Origin of the sequence: Anaerofustis stercorihominis, assembly GCF_024623185.1 — a bacterium.
GTDB lineage: Bacteria > Bacillota > Clostridia > Eubacteriales > Anaerofustaceae > Anaerofustis.
Map to the genome: position 1 here is coordinate 77,374 of NZ_JANJZK010000004.1, position 19,288 is coordinate 96,661.

The window sequence follows — 19,288 nt, forward strand, 5'->3', positions numbered from 1 at the left end:
AAAAATATTATTAAAATTTATGTTAATAAAAAATATACTTATTCAAAGATTATTTATAAGTATACTAATAATAAAAGTTGAAAAATAAATAAATTAATTTTTACCAATCTGATTAAATAAAACAAATTAAATATTAAAAAAGTCCTGATTTAAATCAGGACTTTTTATTAATTTTGATTTCTTCCACAGCATTTTTTATATTTTTTTCCGCTTCCGCAAGGACATGGATCATTTCTTCCCACCTTATTTTTATTAACTACAGGTTTCTTTTTTGCAGGTTCTTCTCCGTCGTTTACATACATTTCTTTAGGAGCTTCGTTTACTATTTCTTCTACTCTTTCCATGTGGAATAAATATTTAACGGTATCTTCTTTTATTACTTCATTCATTTCTTCAAACATACCAAAACCTTCCTTTGTATATGCCTGAACAGGATCTACTTGTCCGTAAGCTCTAAGGTTGATACCTTGTTTTAATTGGTCCATATTATCAATGTGTTCCATCCAATTTGAGTCTACTACTCTTAAAAGAACAAGTCTTTCTAATTCTCTGAGTTCCTGAGATGAAAATTCTTCTTCTTTTTTCTTATATAATGAATATACTTCTTCTTTTATCGTATCCTTTAATTTTTCTTTACTGTCTATGGAATTATCAAAATCCATTTTAAGGTCAAAGATATTAAATATATTTTCTTTGATTTTATCAAAGTTCCAATTATCTGTAAAATGTTCTTCTGTCGTGAAAGATTCAACAATATTATCGATAATGGAATCTATCATTTCTCTTATTGCATCGGATACATCTTCACCTTTAAGCACTTTCTTTCTTTGATCATAAATAACTTTTCTTTGTTTATTCATTACATCATCGTATTGAAGTACATATTTTCTTATACCGAAGTTCTTACCTTCTATTTGCTTTTGAGCATTTTCTATTGTTCTGGTAAGCATTCTGCTTTCTAAGGCTTCATCTTCTTCCAAGTTTGTTTTACTTGCAAAGTTTTGAATTCTTTCTCCGCCGAAAAGTCTCATTAAATCATCTTCCAGAGAAATGAAAAATTGTGAAGAACCTGGATCACCCTGTCTACCGGATCTACCTCGAAGCTGATTATCTATTCTTCTGCTTTCGTGTCTTTCCGTACCTAGTATATGAAGACCGCCGAGCTCTTTAACTCCTTCTCCGAGAACTATATCAGTACCTCTACCTGCCATATTTGTGGAGATTGTAACTGTTCCCATTTGACCGGCATTAGCTATGATTTCAGCTTCTTTTTCATGGAATTTAGCATTAAGTACACTATGTTTGATACCTTCTCTTTTAAGAAGTTTGCTTAATCTTTCACTGTCTTCGATCGCTATTGTACCAACCAAGATAGGCTGACCTTTAGTATGTCTTTCTTTTATTTCATTTATAATTGCTTTTTCTTTACCTTTTTTTGTTGTAAAAACCGCATCTCTCATATCTTCTCTGATTAGAGGTTTATTTGTAGGTACTTGAAGAACGTTCATATTATATATTTCTTTGAATTCTTCTTCTTCAGTTTTGGCTGTACCAGTCATACCTGCAAGCTTATTATACATCCTAAAGTAATTTTGGAATGTTATTGTGGCAAGTGTAACACTTTCTCTTTCTACTTTTACGCCTTCTTTTGCTTCTATTGCCTGATGAAGTCCTTCTGAATATCTTCTTCCTTCCATAATTCTTCCGGTAAATTCATCTACTATCAAAACTTCTCCGTCTCTTACAACATAATCTCTGTCTTTAAACATCAATGTATTTGCTCTCAGTGCTTGATTTATATGATGTTGAAGTTCCATATTGTTGATATCGGATAGGTTTTCAATATTGAATGCTCTTTCGGCTTTTGCTATACCCTTTTCAGTTAAGTTACATGTCTTTTCTTTTTCGTCTACCGCATAGTCTTCTTCGTTTTTAAGAGTTTTTATGAATGCATTGGCATCATAATATCTTTTTGTACTTTCATTTCCGCTTCCTGAAATAATAAGAGGAGTCCTTGCTTCATCAATCAAGATACTGTCGACTTCATCGACAATGGCATAATTAAGGTCTCTTTGGACCATTTCATCCATTTCTGTGACCATGTTGTCTCTTAAGTAATCGAAGCCGAATTCATTGTTTGTACCATATGTTATATCTGCATCATATGCTGCTTTCTTTTCTTCAAATTCAAGACCATGAACAATAAGTCCAACGTTTAATCCTAAGAAATTGAACATTTTTCCGTTCCATTCGCTGTCTCTTTTTGCCAAGTAATCATTGACGGTTACTATATGAACACCTTTACCGTCAAGTGCATTTAAGTATGCGGGAAGTGTAGCCATCAATGTTTTACCTTCACCGGTCTTCATTTCCGCTATATTTCCCTGATGAAGAATGATACCGCCTATCAGTTGAACTTTAAAATGTCTAAGTCCGAGTATCCTGGTCGATGCTTCTCTTACCGTAGCAAAAGCTTCAACGAGCAGATCATCCAATGTTTCGCCATTATTTAATCTTTCTTTGAATTCTATAGTTTTATGTTGTAGATCCTCATCGCTTAAAGCAGAATATTCATCTGCCAACGCTTCTATTTTATCTGCAGTTTTTTCTAATTTTTTAATTTCTTTAGTGTCTAAAGATTTTGCAACCGCTCCAAGTAATCCCATTTATAAATCCTCTCTTTTAACGATTTTCGTAAATTATATTGTATCATACTATAAGTTAAAAAATGTAAAATTTAAGCAAATTTTAATATAAATCAGTAATTTATTAATTAATTTTAATTATTATAAGTTGTGTATCTTTTTAAAACTTCATTATTCATTAAATAATAATTTGCAAAGTCAAAAAGATCATCTTGCGATATATCCATTTCATATAAAATATCAGCATTTATATCATCCAAATTTTCGATATTATTTTTTTCATTTTCATTAATATTTCTCTTACCTTTTACTTTTTCTTCCATTATCATGTCATAAGTTATATCAGTTTGGTCTTTATGTTTTATAAATGCATATTGATCATAATTACTGTAATAATGAATTATTATGTACTCTTCTTTATTTAAAAGAATATTTTTTTACAATATTATTTTTTGATAAAGAAAATTTTAATATATACTTATTAAAATCAGTTATATAATATAAACTTAAATTATTATTTTTTAATTCATAATTATAACCGGACTTTTTCATTTTATTATAAATTAGCTTTCCATTATTACTGTCATATTTATAATCAAGTCCTAACATAATCAAAAAAACTATAATTATAATGATAAAAAAAGGAATAATTATAAAATAAATTTTTTTTTAAATTTTTCCCTTTTATTTCCCCTAATAATCTTATATAAGTATTATTATATCATACTAATAAATAATACTTTATAATAATATATTGTTTTATAAAAATATAGTTATTTGTGTTATACTGTTTTTGATATATTTTACTTTAAATATTTATTATATATGAGGTGTTAATAATGATATTATCTGGAAAAGAAATAGAAAAACATATCGGAAAAGAAATAATAATAGAACCCTATGATAAAAATAGAATAAATCCTAACAGTTATAATTTATCATTATCTAATGAGCTGCTTGTTTATGATAATGATTTACTTGATATGAAAAAGGAAAATAAGGCTTCAAAAATTATAATTCCGGACGATGGACTCATACTGGAACCAAATAAATTATATCTCGGCAGGACAAATGAATTTACGAAGACGAATAAATTTGTTCCTATGCTTGAAGGTCGTTCTTCAACAGGAAGACTGGGATTATTTATTCATGTAACAGCAGGCTTCGGTGATATCGGTTTTGCGGGATATTGGACACTTGAGATTTTTTGTGTTCAGCCTATAAAAATTTATCCTAATGTAGAAATATGCCAAATTTATTTTCATGATATCCACGGAGATTATGATTTGTATACAAGCGGTAAATATCAAAATAATACAGGGATACAGCCAAGTTTAATGTTTAAGGATTTTGAAGAGTAAATTTAAATGATGCTTATTAACTAAGCATCATTTTTTATTATTTTATATAATCCCTTATTTAACTTTATATTTATATCTTATTATTTTTTGCTTTTTTATTGTAATGTTTTTTATTCTGTAAAAAATATTTTAAATAAAATAACCATTAATATATTTATAAAAATATGTTAGATTATATCATTTTTTAATGATTTATAATTTATATTATTATGCTATTTTGACTGAAAAACAATATAGTATATAATTACATTATTATTTTTAAATATATATTTAAAAAACCTCTAATATGTTTATTAAAAATTAAATTCATTCTCCCAGTTAAAATCTCCTGATTCTTCAATGCTTTTAGGCCAATGTTCGCACCAAGAAGGTACACTTGGATTTCCAACTCTATCTAAACTTGGTGTATATGGTTTTATATCCAGTACCGGACTGTTATTATACGCGTCTATATAATATGTCTTTATTATTCCCTCATTCAAGTCTATATCTGCAATATCAATAACGGATACTGCTATAGGATTTGGTCTGAACGGTGAACGTGTTGCAAATGTTCCCATTATGTCAGGTGAATTTTTATATGGACTTTCGACCTCTACTATTTTTCTATATTCCTCTTTATCATTTTCGCTGAACCACCAAATAATTTCTGCATGAGAAAAATCATTTAATTCTTTTAATCCATGGATATATTCTTTATCCACCCTGATGTACATCATATCATTATTTACTTCGATTTTACCTATAGGATTTATTTTTAAATTTTTATTCATTTTGTTTTACCTCCGTTTTATATATCGAAAGTATAATCCCTCACACGGTGTGAAGGTCAAGAGGTTTTTATAAGAGGGATTTGAAGTTCTGTTAAATATTCCTCAGGATTAGTGCTATTAAACGGACCTATATGGCATATTTGTCTTGTAGGGTTTTTGATTTTATAATAATTATGATTTTCCAGCCATTTTGCAAAATCATAATAATACTTTCCTATATTACTGAAATCGCCGTAGGCCATTATTGAAGCCATGTTTTCTACTTCTTCTGTTTGTATGTATTTAAAATTGCCGTCATCTTGATTTGATTTATTTACACATACCCCTACCGCTATATCTATATTTTCTTCTTTATGTTCCTCATCATAAAAAAAAGTTATGCATTTGGGATCTTTTTCTATTTCTATATCATTTTCATTTATATATTTATTTAATTCTTCCCACAGCTCACTTTCATGAAAATATGTTTTTATTTTTTTTCTTAGTATGAACATATTATAACTTGGGATATTCTTGATAATTATATTAGAATGTATATCAAAATTATTTTGATTAATATCTTTTACAGCGGTATCAATTTTATTGATTTTTTCTTTAAGACAATATATTTGCTCATATAAGTTTTTCTTTTTATTGTTTAATTCCTTAATAAAAATCTCTTCATTTTCCTTATTTAATATATCTTTTATTTTTTTTACCGGGAAATCCATATCTCTTAATAGTAATATTTTTTGAAGTGTTTGTATTTGTTCTACAGAGTATAACCTGTAATTAGTAAATTTATCCACCTTCACAGGTTTTAATAAATCCACTTCGTCATAATATCTGAGCATCCTAACGGATACTTGTGTCAACTTAGAGAACTCTCCTATTTTAAACATTTTAAATCTCCTTAAAAAAACAATCCCACTATAGTGGGATTAAATTTATCTGTAAAAAATATCATCTTCTGTTAAATTTTTAATGACATCATTATATTTTATTAATTCTTTTTTTGCTTCTTCCAAATCAAGTTCTTTATAATTTCCGCACTCTATTTCGGACTGACCCGGTATAGCTCCTTCATAATCGCAAAGTTTATCTATTGTCTCTTTCACTAAATTGATTACTTCTTTATGTGTAAGTCCCAATGTTAAAAGATAAAACCCCGTTCTGCATCCCATTGGTCCGAAGTAAATTACATTATCACTAAATTTTGAATTTCTTAAATGAGTTGCACATAAGTGTTCTATTGTATGAAGTGCTTTATTTGATAAAAAAGGAGGTGTATTGGGTTTTATAAACCTTAAATCATATGTTATAACTCCCCTGTCTTCTCTTGATAAATAAATACCGGGTTCTAATTTTGTATGATCCACCATAAAACTTGCTATCTTTTCCATTTTTCTCTCCTAATATTCAATTTTTATGTATATTTTAGCATAGTATTACAAAAAACATTATAAAAGAATATAAATATTTGTTTTTGTGATTATTCTTGTTTAATAAATGGTAATTTAATGTTAAAATTATATTCAAGATATAAAAAATAAGGGGGTGAAGATGATGAAAGAAATTTATGATTTCCTTAAAATATGCGATACTTATTATTTGGCAACAGTAGAAGGTGATCAGCCAAGAGTCCGTCCTTTTGGTACAGTCAATATTTTTGAAGATAGGCTTTATATTCAAACCGGTAAATTGAAAAATGTAAAAAAACAAATCGACATAAATCCAAAAGTTGAAATATGCGCTGTTTGTGAGGGAAAATGGCTGCGTGTTGAAGCTGCTTTAGTTGAAGATGATAGGATAGAAGCAAAAAAAAGTCTTCTGGATAATTATCCACAGCTTAAAGATATGTATTCTGCAGAAGATGAAAATACTGTAGTATTTTATCTTAAGAATGCAGTAGCTACGTTTTATTCGTTTACTGATGAACCTAAAGTAATAAGATTTTAAGAATAATATATTTACATAGGTATTGATATATGTTCTATATAAATAAAAAAATGGACAATCAACTTTAGCTAAGGGAATATTTCTTGATTATCCATTTTATATATTGTTATACAACAACAGTTATATAGTTATTATATCAATATAAGTTTGAAATTACAACAATTTTTAAGCGATTACTTAATTAAATTCGAGTATTTGCTTAATTCGAGAAAAAAAATGGTTTTTATGTAATAAAAAATTGATTATTATAAAAAAATAATATATATTATTTGTATATATATTATTTGGAAAGGTATATTCATGAAAAAAGGATATATAACCAGTCAGCTTATATTGGAAAATACGATTGATTATGTTGCAAATCATGGTTTGGAAAATGTCACAACAAAAAAAGTGGCAAATGAAATGAATATTTCAGAAGGTACTATTTTATATCATTATAAAAATAAAAAAACTTTACTTAGAGAATGTTTATATTATGTTGATAATAAAATAGACGGTGCATTAAAAGAAGTATCTTTTTGGGGATTTAATTTACCTAAAGGTATAAAAGAACTTTGGTTTAAATATTTTGAATATCTTATTGCTCATGGTAATTATACAAAATTTTATTTAAGCTACAGACAATCATCATATTATGATGAAGAGACTATGAAAGGGCAAAATAAATCCTTTGCGTTTTTTATAAAGATAGTAAAAAAAGTAATGCCGAAACTTGGAGCGGATCCTGATATATTTTGGGTATATTTAATAGAAACAACGTTAAATTTTGCTGTTAGAGTATCAGATAAGCAAATAGAAAATAATGATAAAAATATAGAAAAAATATTTAAAATTATATTTTATGGAATAAATGGTATAACACATAATCATAAGATGGAAGAGTTTAAATAATAAAACTAAAACATTTAATCAATGATTAAATGTTTTTTTGTTTAATTAAGGTTAAAAAGTATAAAATTTCTATTTTTAGCAAAACTAGTATTAATGAATTTTTATCAAAGGAGAGTTTAATGAAAGCAACTGGAATTGTTAGAAGAATAGATGATTTGGGTAGAGTTGTAATACCAAAAGAAATAAGAAGAACATTAAGGATCAGAGAGGGAGATCCTTTAGAAATATATACAGATTCACAGGGAGAAGTAATTTTAAAAAAATATTCTATGGTCGGAGAATTATCAAATTTTGCTCAGGAGTATGTTGATAGTTTATCTCTTTCAGCTAAAGTCACAAGTGTTATATGTGACAGAGAAAATATTGTAGCGGCTTCAAGCGGAGATAAGAAAGAACTTATGGATAAAAGGATAAGTAAAGAGTTAGACAGAGTGATATCCAAAAGACAGCTTGTAACATCTTTAAACGGTGATTATGATATTGTAAGTGATAAAAAGAATGAACATGTATACGAGGTTATTTCCCCTATTGTGGCAAACGGAGATCCTATAGGAGCAATAGTATTACTTAGTAAAGATAAACATGCACTTCCCATTGAACAAGCTAGTCTGCTTGCTAAGACAGGTTCTATTTTCTTGGCTAAACAGCTTGAACAATAATTAATATAAAATTTTATAAAATAAAAAACATATGATATACATATGTTTTTTTATTATATAAATAAAAATCAGTTTTTTATGATATAATTATATAAATTAATTAAAAAATGAGATTTATAATAAAGGATAAAATTATGGGTCAAAGTAAAGATAAAAGAATTTATTTGTGGGATAATTTGAAATTTGTTTTAATTTTTTTAGTTGTTTTAGGACATTTTGTTGCAGTTTATTATAAAAAAGAAAATATGGATTATATTAGGGGTATATATTCATTTATATATTTTTTCCATATGCCATTATTTATTTTTATTACAGGATTATTTTCAAAAAAATCAATAAATTCATATAAATTTCCTTATAAAAAAGTTATATCATATATTATATTGGGTTATTTCTTAAGTTTTTATGATAATTTTATAAGATTTTTATTAAATAAAGATGTAAATTTTAATTTATTAGGATCAAGTGGTATTATATGGTTCTTATTTGTTATTGCTATATTTTTTACTATTACATATTTTTTGAAATGTGTAAATATAAAATATTTATTTGTTTTTTCTATTTTAATGGGATTATTTGTTGGTTATGATAAAAATATAGGTGATTATTTATATATTATGAGAAGTGTTGTTTTTTATCCATTTTTTCTAGCAGGATATTATTTGGATCCCACTCAAATTATAGATAAAGTAAAAAATAAAAAATATCATATTATTTCATTTATATGTATTTTAGCCTTTATATTTATATGTGTTAAATTTCCTAACCAGATGTTTCAATTTAGAAAATTATTTTTAGGTAAATATCCTTATTATAATGGTATAAATATATATTATAGATTTATTTATTATATATCTGTTTTTATTTTCATATCAATGGTTATATCTATAACGCCAAATAGGTATATTAAAGGATTTACCCAATATGGTAGTAGAACGTTGCAAGTATATTTTTTACATAGACCTATGATAACATTTGTTATTAATTTAGGTTTTGGAACCTTTCTAATGAATTTCTGTGGCAAGTTTTGGATGATACCATATTTCATATGTGCAATAATTCTTACATATGTACTCTCAATAAAGTTTTTTGAGAGACCATTTAATTTTATTCTTAAAGATATATATAAAGACAGATAATCTATCTGTCTTTATTTCTTTCACTTATAAACAATCCAATCAATACTAATATAGTTCCTAAAATGATACTTAAAGTTATTTTTTCTTTAAGTACTATAAAAGAAGTTATTATCGTTATTACGGGAACGATGTAGATATAAGCACTTGTCTTTATTGTACCGAGTATCTTTATTGCAGTATTCCAGGTTACAAAACAAATTGAGCATGCCCCAATTCCTAAAAATAATATATTAAATATCACTGTGAAATTATTAAACAAAGATAAATCAAATGTAAAGTCAAAAAAAGGCAGCATTACTGACATAAATATCAGTCCATAAAAGAATATCCTCCTGGTACATTGAATTATATTATATCCCAATTCACTTATTTTTTTGCTAAGCAGTGAGTAAACAGCCCATATCATTGCCGCTAGTAAGGCGAGAATATCTCCCATAGGGGAGAGGCTGACATTATTGGCATCTTTAAAGCTTATAAAAATAATTCCGCTTATAGCTATAATAAACCCTATAAAAAAATTTTTATGAAGGCTTTCGTTTTTTATGAATATACTTGATAAAATTGCCGTAAAAAATGGAGCTACTGAAACGAGCACCCCAACATTAGATGCAGAAGTATAAGTAAGCGCGGTGTTCTCAAATAAATAATATAAACTTACTCCGCTGAGGCCCGCAAATATAAAGTATATCTCTTCTTTTCTCTTCTTTAATTTTAATCTTTTAGGATACATTAATATTAAAAATATAAAACCCAGAAAAAATCTGTAGAATAATATTTCTATTGGCGTAAAAGTTTTAAGTAAAATCTTTGTTGAGATAAAGGTGGTTCCCCAAATAAAGATAGTTATAAATGCTAATATATGTCCTTTTGCTTTTTGCTCCATTTCTCCCCCATTATTTAAAGATATTTTTATACTCCCCGGGTGTTAATCCTGTAAGTTTTTTAAATGTTTTAGTAAAATGACTTTGGTCGGTAAAACCTAGTTTAAGTGCAACTTCTACAATATCGTTATTAAATTTTAATAACTCTTTTGATTTATTTATCCTTATAGTTTCAATATATCTATACGGCGTTATTCCCTTTATTTTTGTAAAACTTCTTATTACGGAGTATTTATTAAAACCTGATATTTCACTTAGTATATCAAGGGAAATAATTTTATCGTAATTTTCTTTAATATAATTTTCTATGGTTTGGATTTTAATATTTTCATTAGTTATTTCAAGGCTTTTATATTTAGAATATTTATCTATTAATTCATCCATAAAAAGAATAAACAATTCTTCTCTTTCCATCTCATTTTCATTTTCCATAATCATATCATGAACTTTTATAAATTGCTTTGCGAGTCCCATATCTTTTATTATGGGATATTTGAATTTTAGAGTATTTTTATCCTTTATGATATATGTAAGATATTCCATGCTTTGTTTTGGTATATTTACTGCTATGTATTTTAGCAATGAATTATCTTCGTTTCTGCAGTCATGATTATCGTAAGAATTAAATAATATCATATCATCACTTTTTATATAATATTTTTTTTCTCCGTAAGTTAGAGTCCTGTTCCCTTCATTTATGAGACCTATTACATAATGATCATGAAAATGATTGGGAAAATCCTGAGTTCCGTTACTGAAAATATAAGCTTCAATATTTAGTGTTTTATCGAATATAATTTTTCTATCATTCATTTTTTCACCTAATTTAATTTACCATTTAAATTTTTAATAGTATTGTACAATATTGATAGATCCATATAATTATATATTTTTTATCATCAAAAATCATTGAATTTAACTAATTATTATAATTATAAAGTTTCTATATATGAACATACGTAAGGATAAACTAACAATTTTATTTTTATTGGCGAAATATATTGCATTTATATGACATAAGTAATATTATAATGTTAGCAATAAGTTGCTGAGAAGCAGAAGATTATATAGTAAAATGATAAAATTCTAAATATATGATCCATTATGTGTTAATAGCCAATTTCACTTCTGCTTCTCTAATGTAAATTTTTCTTGATATATCATTGTCAAATATAGAAAAATTTGGTATAATAAATAAGCAAATTTTGTTTGAAAAGTTAATAAATCGGAATAAACAGAAATGTCTTTTAAGATATTTCTGTTTTTCTTTTATAAATAACTATAATGAAAATAAGCTTGAAATAGATTGTTGTAGAGGTATATAATTAATTAATAAAATTTAAAGGAGAAATAGTATGGATTATAGAATTTTTCTTGATACTGCAAATGTAAAAGAAATCGAAGAAGCTGTAGAAACTGGAGTTATTTCCGGTATTGCCACAAATCCCAATAAGATGGCCAATGTCGGCAGAAAATATGAAGATGTTATAAAAGATATTCGTTCGTTTTTTGACGGTCCTATTGCCGTAGAGGCAATCCCTACGGAAACCGAGGAAATAATTGAAGAAGCAAAGAGATTAAATGAACTTTCAGAAAATATTGTTATTAAAATACCTGCAAATAAGAAAGGAATAAAAGCTATAAATAAATTGGTTCCTATGGGAATAAAGACTAATGCAACACTTATTTGTAATCCCGGTCAGGCACTTGCGGCAGGACTTGCCGGCTCTCCTTTTATAAGTCCGTTTATAAGCAGAGTTGATTATATTGGTCATGACGGAATGGAATTATTTAAAAAAGTAAGACAAATGTATGACTTTTATGAAATAAAATCTGTTGTTATCGCCGCAAGTATTAAAAACTGTAATGATGCTATAGAAGCTATTCTTGCCGGTGCGGATTCCCTTGCACTTACATATGAAGTATTCAATCAACTATTCAATCATCCTATAACTGAGGAAGGAATAAAAAAGTTTACCAAGGATTATAATTCTATTTACGGTAAGTAATATATATATTTAATAAATTTATTAAATATAAAAATTAAAGGAATGTCTCTAGTATGAAAACATATATAAGAGATAATATGATTTTATAGGTATACAAATTTTTTTATTATGATTATTTGAAAAAGACTATTTTAAAACTATTGAAGTTGAAAAGTAATATGTTTTGTATATTAAATATGAATTTATAGAAAATTGTATGAGAATAAAAATAAAGAGTTATTTTATTTAGTTAATAAATATTAATATATAAATGAAAAAAATATAATGATAAGGTGATTACGTTCGTCGTCACGGAAATAATTAATAGCATTAAAAAAGACCTCATGTGAGGTCTTTTTATTTTATATTATTGCATCAACAAAGTTATCTACATCGAATTCTTCCAAGTCTTCAAGTCCCTCTCCGAGACCTATATACCACATAGGCGGTTTATCTTCTCCCGCAAGTGATACTATTACCCCGCCTTTTGCACTTCCGTCAAGTTTTGTCATTATGATTCCGTCAACTTTTGCACTTTCATTAAAACTTTCTGCTTGTATTACACTGTTTTGCCCAGCCCCCGCATCAAGAACCAAGACCGTATATAGGTTATAATCTCCTTTGAATTTGTCACAAACTCTGTAAATTTTATTTAGTTCATCCATTAAATTCTTTTTGTTTTGAAGTCTTCCCGCGCTGTCCGCTAATATTATATCCATATCTTTAGCCTTTGCCGAATCCAAGCAGTCATATATCACGCTTGCGGGATCCTGTCCCTGAGAGCTCTTTACTATAGGTACATTTAGTCTTTCTGCCCAAGTAGCCAGCTGTTCGCTTGCGGCGGCTCTGAATGTATCTGCAGCTGCCAATATTACTTTTTTATCTTCTTTTAAAAATTTATTTGCAAGTTTAGCTATCGTTGTGGTTTTTCCTGCCCCGTTCACTCCAATAAATAATATTAAAGCGGGTTTTTTGATTTCCCTGTCCCATAAATTTAAATTAAGTCTGTTTCTGATTTCATCTTTTATCAAATCATATAATTTATTTATATCTTTTACATCTTTTTTAGTTGCATTTTCCTTTACATTTTCAATGATTTCTTCACTTACGTTAAAGGGGATATCGCTTAAGATAAGTACTTCTATCAATTCTTCATATAAATCATCATCTATTTTATTTGAAGAAAATACATCTTTCAGTTTCGATAATAAACTTTTTTTTGTTTTATCCAAACCTCTATTATATTTTTCGTTAGGCATTTTTTATTTGACCTCCTTCATGGATATCTTTTAGTTTAACACTTACGATTCTCGTTATACCTTCGCTTCCCATAGTAGCTCCGTATAACACATCGGCAATACCCATTGTTATTTTTCTATGTGTTACGATTATAAATTGATTGTCATTGATTATTGATTTTAAATAATTACAAAACCTTGCAACATTTGCGTCATCAAGCGCTGCGTCGATTTCATCCAAAACACAGAATGGTGCGGGTTTTAATTTAAGTATAGCAAAAATCAATGCAATTGCTGTCATAGACTTCTCTCCGCCGGAAAGGGAAGATATGTTTTTAAGTTTAGTTTTCGGCGGCTGAGCTACTATGTCGATACCGCTTTCCATGATATCATCCGGATTGGTAAGTATGAGTTTTGCGCTTCCTCCGTTGAATAGTTTTTTAAATACATTATCAAATTCAATATTTATATTGTCAAATTCTTTTATAAATCTTTCTTCTATTTTAGAATTCATATCTTTAATAATATGTAATAATTCTTCCTTTGAATTTTCCAAATCATTTTTTTGTTCACTTAAAAATTCAAATCTTTCCTTGACTTCTTTGTACTCTTCGATTGATTCAACATTTATATTACCAAGCTTTTTAATATTTGATTTTAGATCTCTTACTTTAGTCTCGATCTCAAGCATATTTTCTATAGGTGCTTTGAATTCCACAGCCTGCGAGTATGTAAGATTGTAATCCTCGACAATCCCTCTTTGCAGATAGTCAAATTCCAATGTGGTTTTATCTTTTTTATTCTCAAGCTTTTGAATTCTTTCGCTTAAAGCAAATCTTTCTTCCTGAAGATTTTTTAGTTCTATATTTACTCTGTCAAAGTCTTCGCTATTTTCTTTTTTCTTTTCAATCAAAGATTTATAATTATCATCCAAGTTTTGTTTTAATCTGTCGTAGTCATTGTCTATTTCTTTTGCTTGTTCTATCTGTTCTTTTAATATCAAAATATTTTCTTCGTTTTCGTCTATTTCTTTTTTGCTATCTAATAAAGACTTTTCAATATCTCTGATATTTTTATTTAAATCATAAATAGAAGAATTATAATTTCTCAGTTTTTCTTCTTCCTTATAAAGTTTAAGCTGTTCATTGTTTAATTTTGTAGCCATTTCGAGATATTTATCTTTATATAATCCCAGAGAAATCTTAGATATTTCATCTTTTTTTTCTTCTATTTCCAAAGCCAATTTTTTTACTTCTTCTTTTGATCTTTCATTCATTTCATGGATTTTTTTATCCGCTTCTTTTAAGTTTGATATTTTCTTTTTATTATCTTCAAATGTTTTTATTAAATTTTCCAGCTGATCTTCTTTGTCTCTGTTTTTATCTTCTTCTTTGCTTATGATCAGAGTAAGCTTATTAATTTCTTCGGCTTTGATTTTAAGTTCTTCATCTTTTTCTCTTAATTTTTCATCAAATAAGCCGCCTTTTTTAAGATGTTCATTATAATCTTTGACGGCTTGTTTTATTTCATTCTCTAATTTATCTATTTTATTTTTTCTTGATAATAGTCCTTCATCTCCGCGTTTATTTTGCCCGCCGACTAGAGCGCCTCCGGGGAATAATACTTCTCCGTCTAAAGTAGCTATTTTATATTTGTGTCCGCTTTTTTTAGCAAAGTCATTTGCATTATTTAAATTATCAAATATTAAAAGAGTACCTAAAGCATTCTTTATAATATTTTCAAATTTTTTATCGTATTTGACTAAATCACTGCCTATACCTTCGAAACCTTTTGCAGATGTTATAGAGGAATTTAAGTTATAAATTTCTCTTGGTTTTATTATATTATGAGGAAGGAATGTTATTCTGCCCCACTTGTTTTGTTTTAAAGCTTTTATTGCCTTTGATGCGGTAGCTTCATTTTTTACTATTACGTGTTCTATGGTAGAAGCAAGAGATTTTTGAATTGCATCCATGTACTTTTCTTCTACGGAAATTAAATCCCCTAATGTTCCATATACTTCATTTTTTAATTCACTGTTTGATTTTGAGTATTCAAAGATTTTTTTGATTGCAAATTTATAGCCTTCTTTGTTTTCTTCGTATCCCGAAAGTATGTCTTTTTGTCCTTTAAGAAGCTTTACTCTATTATACTTATCTAAAAGTTCTTCTCTGAAATCTGCTTTTGCTTCTTCGATTTTATATCTTTCTTCCAATAGTTTGTTATTTTCGTCATCGAGTTTATCGAGCTTTTCTTCATTCTCTGAATTATTCACATTTTTGAGTGAATTTTCCAATTCTTCTATGTTTTTTTCTAAATTATCATTTTCTTCTTCTAATTTCGATTTGATAAACTTATTGTTTTCTATTCTGTTTAAGCTGTCGGATAATAAGCCTTCTTTGTCCTTTAATAATCTTTCCTTTGTCTTTAAGTTTATATTTTCTCTTTGAATAGCATTTTCCGTTTCGTTTGAAATGCCTTTTAATCTTTCAACTTCTTCCTTGAGTTTATTATATTCTTTTGTCAATTCATCAAATAAAATTTCCTGCTCATTTAATAAGCTTATAGTTTCTTTTTTCTTATTTTCTATCGTTTCTTTTTCTTCTTCTAACCTTATTATACCTTCTTTTAAACTGTCTATATTACCCAGATGAGTTTCTATTTTATTCTTATTTACTTCAACTTCAACTTTTGAATTTTCATATGTGGAAATAAAATCATGAATTTCTTTGTTTGCATTATTTATTTGTTCATCAAAAGTATTGATTTTTAATTTTAGTTCGCTGTATTTATCATCTAAAATAGAGATACTTTCCTCTTGTTCTTTTAAAGTATCTTTCATGATTTTTTCGTCTTCATCTAATTTAGATAATTCTTCTTTATATTTGTCTGCTTTATGCACAAAGAGATTAAGTTCCAAACCTTTGAGTTCTTCACTAAGTTCTATATATTTTCTTGCTTTTTTCGAATTTCTTTTTAAACTTGGAAGTCTGATTTCAAGTTCGCTTATTATATCCAAGATCCTATATAAGTTATTTTGTGTTTTATCAAGCTTTCTTAAAGCCTCATTTTTTCTTGTCTTATATTTTACTATCCCTACGGCTTCTTCTATCATCAGTTTTCTGTCCACTGCTGAATTGTTGACTATACTTTCTATCTTACCTTGAGAAATAATTGAATAACCTTCTCTGGACAGCCCCGTATCCATAAATAATTCATGAACGTCTTTGAGTCTTACCGCATTTTTATTTATATAATATTCGCTTTCTCCCGAGCGGTACAGTCTTCTTGATACATTGACCTCACTGTATTCGCTTGGTAAGATACCTGTTGTGTTATCTATAGTTATACTGACGAACGCATACCCAAGTGCTCTTTTTTCTTCTGTTCCGGAAAAGATGACATCTTCCATCTTGCCGCCTCTTAGAGTCTTTACTCTTTGTTCTCCCAGAACCCATCTTATTGCGTCTACTATATTACTTTTACCGCTGCCGTTTGGACCTACTATCCCCGTAACTTTATTATCAAAAATTATTTCGACTTTTTGTCCAAAGGACTTAAAGCCATATATTTCAACTTTTTTTAAATACATTTATTACCGCCTAAATCAGTTTAAGTTTTTTTAGAGTGTTTAAAGCTGCGTGCTGTTCCGATTCTTTTTTATTTTTACCTTCGCCATGTCCCATATCTTTATTATTTAATATTACTTTTGAAGTAAATATTTGATCGTGTTCCGGACCTTTGATTTGAACGAGTTCATAACTGAAATCTTTTATATTTTTTGAATGTACATATTCCTGAAGAAGTGTTTTATAATCGTAAGTCAAATTTCCGCCAATTGCCTTTTTTATTACATCGGATAATAAATTCAGTGCTATCGTACTTACTTTTTCGTAATCGCTGTCTAAATAAATTGCTCCGAGCACAGCTTCAAAACAGTCGGCAATAATATTTTTTTTGTATTTACCTCCGCTGTGCATTTCCCCTTTACCGAGCATGATAAATTCTCCAAGCTCTAATTTCTCCGATGCGATAAATAATGAGTCGGCACAGACTATCAGTGCTCTGAGTTTTGTAAGAACTCCTTCTTTTTTATTTGTAAGGGTTTTATAAAGATATGCACCTACGCATAAATCCAGCACTGCGTCTCCGAGAAATTCCAATCTTTCATTGTTTTGTAAAGCCTTATTTTCATTGCTTTTTGATGAATGAGTAAGGGCAACTTTTATCAATTCTTTATCTTTAAATTCATAACCTAATTTTTGTTCTAATTTTTCAATCTCCATATTTCTACCTCATAAACTATGTAAAAAATCACAGAAATCATTCCTTCAATTTTTTAAATAGTTTAAGGCTCCCTTATAAGGAGCCCATTTTCTATTTTTATTAATTTTATAATGCTTCTAAATAATCAACTACATCTTTAACAGTCTTCATGTCTTCTAATTTGTCTTCTTCGATTTCTATACCGAATTCATCTTCGAAATCTGCGATCAGTTCGATTAGAGTAAGTGAATCAACATCTAAATCATCTGTAAAAGAAGTTTCCATTTTAACTATGTCTTCATTCACCTCTAACTGCTTAACGATAATATCTCTAACTCTTTCAAAAATCATTGGTGATATCCCTCCATACGTATTTATAGATTATTATATATATACTTATATCATATATTCCTTATTTAGCATAGATATTTTTAATTTTTTCTAAAACTTCATTTTCTTCAAATTTTATGGCTTGCCCAATTGCGTTTTTAAATGCTGTTTCATCAGAATTTCCATGGGCTTTAATGATACCACCGTTTACTCCGAGAAGAGGTGCTCCGCCGTATCTCTTAGATGATAATTTAGCCATTTCTTTGTTTAAGACACTTTTTGTTAGTACATAACTTAGTTTTGTCTTTGTATTGGTGTAGAAAACATCTTTTAGTATGTCCTTCATCAAGTTTCCCATACCTTCTATTGTTTTTAGGATAATATTTCCGGTAAATCCATCACATACTATAACGTCATTATCACTGTTCATTATATCTGTTCCTTCCATATTCCCTGCGAAATTTATATCTTCTGTTTCTTTTAATACTTGATGAGTTTCTTTATATAATTTATTTCCTTTTTCTTCTTCGCTTCCAATATTTGCAAGGGCAACTTTGGGATTTTCAACTCCCATAACGTATTTCATATAAATACTTGACATTGAAGCAAACTGTTTTATATATTCGCTTGTGCAGTCTGCATTTGCTCCGCAGTCCATAAGCAGGATAGGCTTCTTCCTTGCAGGAAGGACTGCTCCGAGAGCCGGTCTTTTTACGCCTTTTATTCTTCCCGTAACCAGCACTCCCGCTGAAAGAACAGCTCCCGTACTTCCCGCTGTTACAAGAACGCTGTTATGGTCTTCTTTAATGAGATTTGCGGCAACTACCAATGATGATTGTTTTTTTCTTCTTATTGCCAAAGCACTTTCGTCATGACAGGTTATTTCTTCCGGTGCATGGATAATGCTTATCTTATCCATACTTAAGCTATTTTTATCAAAAACTTCCTTGATTTTTTCTTCATGACCTACTAATGTGATTTCTCTGTTGAATTCTTTAACTGCCAGTACAGCTCCTTTGACCATTGCGTCGGGAGCATAGTCTCCGCCGAAAGCATCTACATATATCATATCTATACCTCTTTATATAATTTTTTCATTTAAAAATGTAATTTAATTTAAAATAATTTTAAATTAGTATCTAAACCGGATTATATCATAATTATAGCTTATTTTCC

The 19,288-nt window shown here is 28.1% G+C and carries 18 protein-coding genes; 6 read left to right on the forward strand and 12 right to left on the reverse strand.

Going from position 1 to position 19,288, the window contains the following annotated elements:
* Positions 1-167: 167 nt before the first annotated feature.
* Both secA and NSA01_RS03640 read right to left on the reverse strand, forming a co-directional pair.
* The gene (secA, locus tag NSA01_RS03635; RefSeq protein WP_257480156.1) at positions 168-2,666 is read right to left on the reverse strand and encodes a preprotein translocase subunit SecA; all 2,499 of its coding nucleotides are present in this window, start codon (positions 2,664-2,666) and stop codon (positions 168-170) included.
* Positions 2,667-2,779: 113 nt separating this feature from the next.
* The gene (locus NSA01_RS03640; RefSeq protein WP_257480157.1) at positions 2,780-2,968 is read right to left on the reverse strand and encodes a hypothetical protein; all 189 of its coding nucleotides are present in this window, start codon (positions 2,966-2,968) and stop codon (positions 2,780-2,782) included.
* Between the two features lie 516 nt (positions 2,969-3,484).
* Between NSA01_RS03640 and dcd the strand changes: the two genes are divergently transcribed.
* Positions 3,485-4,006: a dCTP deaminase gene (gene dcd, locus NSA01_RS03645; RefSeq protein WP_257480158.1), complete on the forward strand. Its 522-nt coding sequence runs from the start codon at positions 3,485-3,487 to the stop codon at positions 4,004-4,006.
* A 293-nt stretch (positions 4,007-4,299) separates the two neighbouring features.
* Here dcd and NSA01_RS03650 read toward each other — a convergent pair whose 3' ends face one another.
* From NSA01_RS03650 to NSA01_RS03660, 3 genes are read right to left on the reverse strand one after another with little or no spacing between them, the layout of a single operon-like run.
* Positions 4,300-4,779 (reverse strand): SAM-dependent methyltransferase, encoded by a 480-nt coding sequence (locus NSA01_RS03650; RefSeq protein ID WP_257480159.1) that lies wholly within the window; start codon positions 4,777-4,779, stop codon positions 4,300-4,302.
* Between the two features lie 56 nt (positions 4,780-4,835).
* Positions 4,836-5,660, reverse strand: coding sequence for a MerR family transcriptional regulator (locus NSA01_RS03655; RefSeq protein ID WP_257480160.1), 825 nt, complete (start codon positions 5,658-5,660; stop codon positions 4,836-4,838).
* A 45-nt stretch (positions 5,661-5,705) separates the two neighbouring features.
* Complete coding sequence (locus NSA01_RS03660; RefSeq protein WP_257480161.1) at positions 5,706-6,161, reverse strand: S-ribosylhomocysteine lyase; 456 nt, start codon at positions 6,159-6,161, stop codon at positions 5,706-5,708.
* 163 nt (positions 6,162-6,324) lie between these two features.
* Between NSA01_RS03660 and NSA01_RS03665 the strand changes: the two genes are divergently transcribed.
* The 4 genes from NSA01_RS03665 to NSA01_RS03680 all read left to right on the forward strand — a co-directional run bounded on the left by NSA01_RS03665 (position 6,325) and on the right by NSA01_RS03680 (position 9,409).
* On the forward strand, positions 6,325-6,717 hold the full coding sequence (locus NSA01_RS03665; RefSeq protein ID WP_257480220.1) for a pyridoxamine 5'-phosphate oxidase family protein: 393 nt from the start codon (positions 6,325-6,327) through the stop codon (positions 6,715-6,717).
* Between the two features lie 300 nt (positions 6,718-7,017).
* Entirely contained in the window at positions 7,018-7,611 is a 594-nt protein-coding gene (locus NSA01_RS03670; RefSeq protein WP_257480162.1) for a TetR/AcrR family transcriptional regulator, read from the forward strand.
* A 119-nt stretch (positions 7,612-7,730) separates the two neighbouring features.
* On the forward strand, positions 7,731-8,270 hold the full coding sequence (locus NSA01_RS03675; RefSeq protein ID WP_257480163.1) for a stage V sporulation T C-terminal domain-containing protein: 540 nt from the start codon (positions 7,731-7,733) through the stop codon (positions 8,268-8,270).
* A 134-nt stretch (positions 8,271-8,404) separates the two neighbouring features.
* Positions 8,405-9,409: an acyltransferase family protein gene (locus NSA01_RS03680; protein ID WP_257480164.1), complete on the forward strand. Its 1,005-nt coding sequence runs from the start codon at positions 8,405-8,407 to the stop codon at positions 9,407-9,409.
* A 1-nt stretch (position 9,410) separates the two neighbouring features.
* Here NSA01_RS03680 and NSA01_RS03685 read toward each other — a convergent pair whose 3' ends face one another.
* Both NSA01_RS03685 and NSA01_RS03690 read right to left on the reverse strand, forming a co-directional pair.
* Positions 9,411-10,292 carry a DMT family transporter gene (locus NSA01_RS03685; RefSeq protein WP_257480165.1) on the reverse strand — a complete coding sequence of 294 codons (882 nt, stop codon included), beginning with the start codon at positions 10,290-10,292 and terminating at the stop codon, positions 9,411-9,413.
* A gap of 10 nt (positions 10,293-10,302) precedes the next feature.
* Entirely contained in the window at positions 10,303-11,103 is an 801-nt protein-coding gene (locus tag NSA01_RS03690) for an AraC family transcriptional regulator (protein WP_257480166.1), read from the reverse strand.
* Between the two features lie 542 nt (positions 11,104-11,645).
* On the opposite strand from NSA01_RS03690, the gene NSA01_RS03695 reads away from it, so the two are divergent.
* The gene (locus NSA01_RS03695) at positions 11,646-12,299 is read left to right on the forward strand and encodes a transaldolase family protein (RefSeq protein ID WP_257480167.1); all 654 of its coding nucleotides are present in this window, start codon (positions 11,646-11,648) and stop codon (positions 12,297-12,299) included.
* 341 nt (positions 12,300-12,640) lie between these two features.
* Here the strand turns inward: NSA01_RS03695 and ftsY are convergent, their stop codons facing one another.
* The 5 genes from ftsY to plsX form a co-directional block, all read right to left on the reverse strand.
* Positions 12,641-13,537, reverse strand: a complete 897-nt coding sequence (ftsY, locus tag NSA01_RS03700) for a signal recognition particle-docking protein FtsY (RefSeq protein WP_257480168.1) — start codon at positions 13,535-13,537, stop codon at positions 12,641-12,643.
* Positions 13,530-17,108 (reverse strand): chromosome segregation protein SMC, encoded by a 3,579-nt coding sequence (gene smc, locus NSA01_RS03705; RefSeq protein ID WP_257480169.1) that lies wholly within the window; start codon positions 17,106-17,108, stop codon positions 13,530-13,532. Before smc ends, ftsY begins: the two co-directional genes overlap by 8 nt.
* 10 nt (positions 17,109-17,118) lie before the next feature.
* On the reverse strand, positions 17,119-17,802 hold the full coding sequence (rnc, locus tag NSA01_RS03710) for a ribonuclease III (protein ID WP_257480170.1): 684 nt from the start codon (positions 17,800-17,802) through the stop codon (positions 17,119-17,121).
* A 106-nt stretch (positions 17,803-17,908) separates the two neighbouring features.
* Complete coding sequence (gene acpP, locus NSA01_RS03715) at positions 17,909-18,133, reverse strand: acyl carrier protein (protein WP_257480171.1); 225 nt, start codon at positions 18,131-18,133, stop codon at positions 17,909-17,911.
* A gap of 61 nt (positions 18,134-18,194) precedes the next feature.
* Entirely contained in the window at positions 18,195-19,181 is a 987-nt protein-coding gene (gene plsX / locus NSA01_RS03720) for a phosphate acyltransferase PlsX (protein WP_257480172.1), read from the reverse strand.
* Positions 19,182-19,288 lie beyond the last annotated feature (107 nt).

Coding starts and splice junctions, on each gene's coding strand:
- secA (WP_257480156.1), bottom strand. CDS start 2,666: ATGGGATTACTTGGAGCGGTTGCAAAATCTTTAGACACTAAAGAAATT.
- NSA01_RS03640 (WP_257480157.1), bottom strand. CDS start 2,968: ATGGAAGAAAAAGTAAAAGGTAAGAGAAATATTAATGAAAATGAAAAA.
- dcd (WP_257480158.1), top strand. CDS start 3,485: ATGATATTATCTGGAAAAGAAATAGAAAAACATATCGGAAAAGAAATA.
- NSA01_RS03650 (WP_257480159.1), bottom strand. CDS start 4,779: ATGAATAAAAATTTAAAAATAAATCCTATAGGTAAAATCGAAGTAAAT.
- NSA01_RS03655 (WP_257480160.1), bottom strand. CDS start 5,660: ATGTTTAAAATAGGAGAGTTCTCTAAGTTGACACAAGTATCCGTTAGG.
- NSA01_RS03660 (WP_257480161.1), bottom strand. CDS start 6,161: ATGGAAAAGATAGCAAGTTTTATGGTGGATCATACAAAATTAGAACCC.
- NSA01_RS03665 (WP_257480220.1), top strand. CDS start 6,325: ATGAAAGAAATTTATGATTTCCTTAAAATATGCGATACTTATTATTTG.
- NSA01_RS03670 (WP_257480162.1), top strand. CDS start 7,018: ATGAAAAAAGGATATATAACCAGTCAGCTTATATTGGAAAATACGATT.
- NSA01_RS03675 (WP_257480163.1), top strand. CDS start 7,731: ATGAAAGCAACTGGAATTGTTAGAAGAATAGATGATTTGGGTAGAGTT.
- NSA01_RS03680 (WP_257480164.1), top strand. CDS start 8,405: ATGGGTCAAAGTAAAGATAAAAGAATTTATTTGTGGGATAATTTGAAA.
- NSA01_RS03685 (WP_257480165.1), bottom strand. CDS start 10,292: ATGGAGCAAAAAGCAAAAGGACATATATTAGCATTTATAACTATCTTT.
- NSA01_RS03690 (WP_257480166.1), bottom strand. CDS start 11,103: ATGAATGATAGAAAAATTATATTCGATAAAACACTAAATATTGAAGCT.
- NSA01_RS03695 (WP_257480167.1), top strand. CDS start 11,646: ATGGATTATAGAATTTTTCTTGATACTGCAAATGTAAAAGAAATCGAA.
- ftsY (WP_257480168.1), bottom strand. CDS start 13,537: ATGCCTAACGAAAAATATAATAGAGGTTTGGATAAAACAAAAAAAAGT.
- smc (WP_257480169.1), bottom strand. CDS start 17,108: ATGTATTTAAAAAAAGTTGAAATATATGGCTTTAAGTCCTTTGGACAA.
- rnc (WP_257480170.1), bottom strand. CDS start 17,802: ATGGAGATTGAAAAATTAGAACAAAAATTAGGTTATGAATTTAAAGAT.
- acpP (WP_257480171.1), bottom strand. CDS start 18,133: ATGATTTTTGAAAGAGTTAGAGATATTATCGTTAAGCAGTTAGAGGTG.
- plsX (WP_257480172.1), bottom strand. CDS start 19,181: ATGATATATGTAGATGCTTTCGGCGGAGACTATGCTCCCGACGCAATG.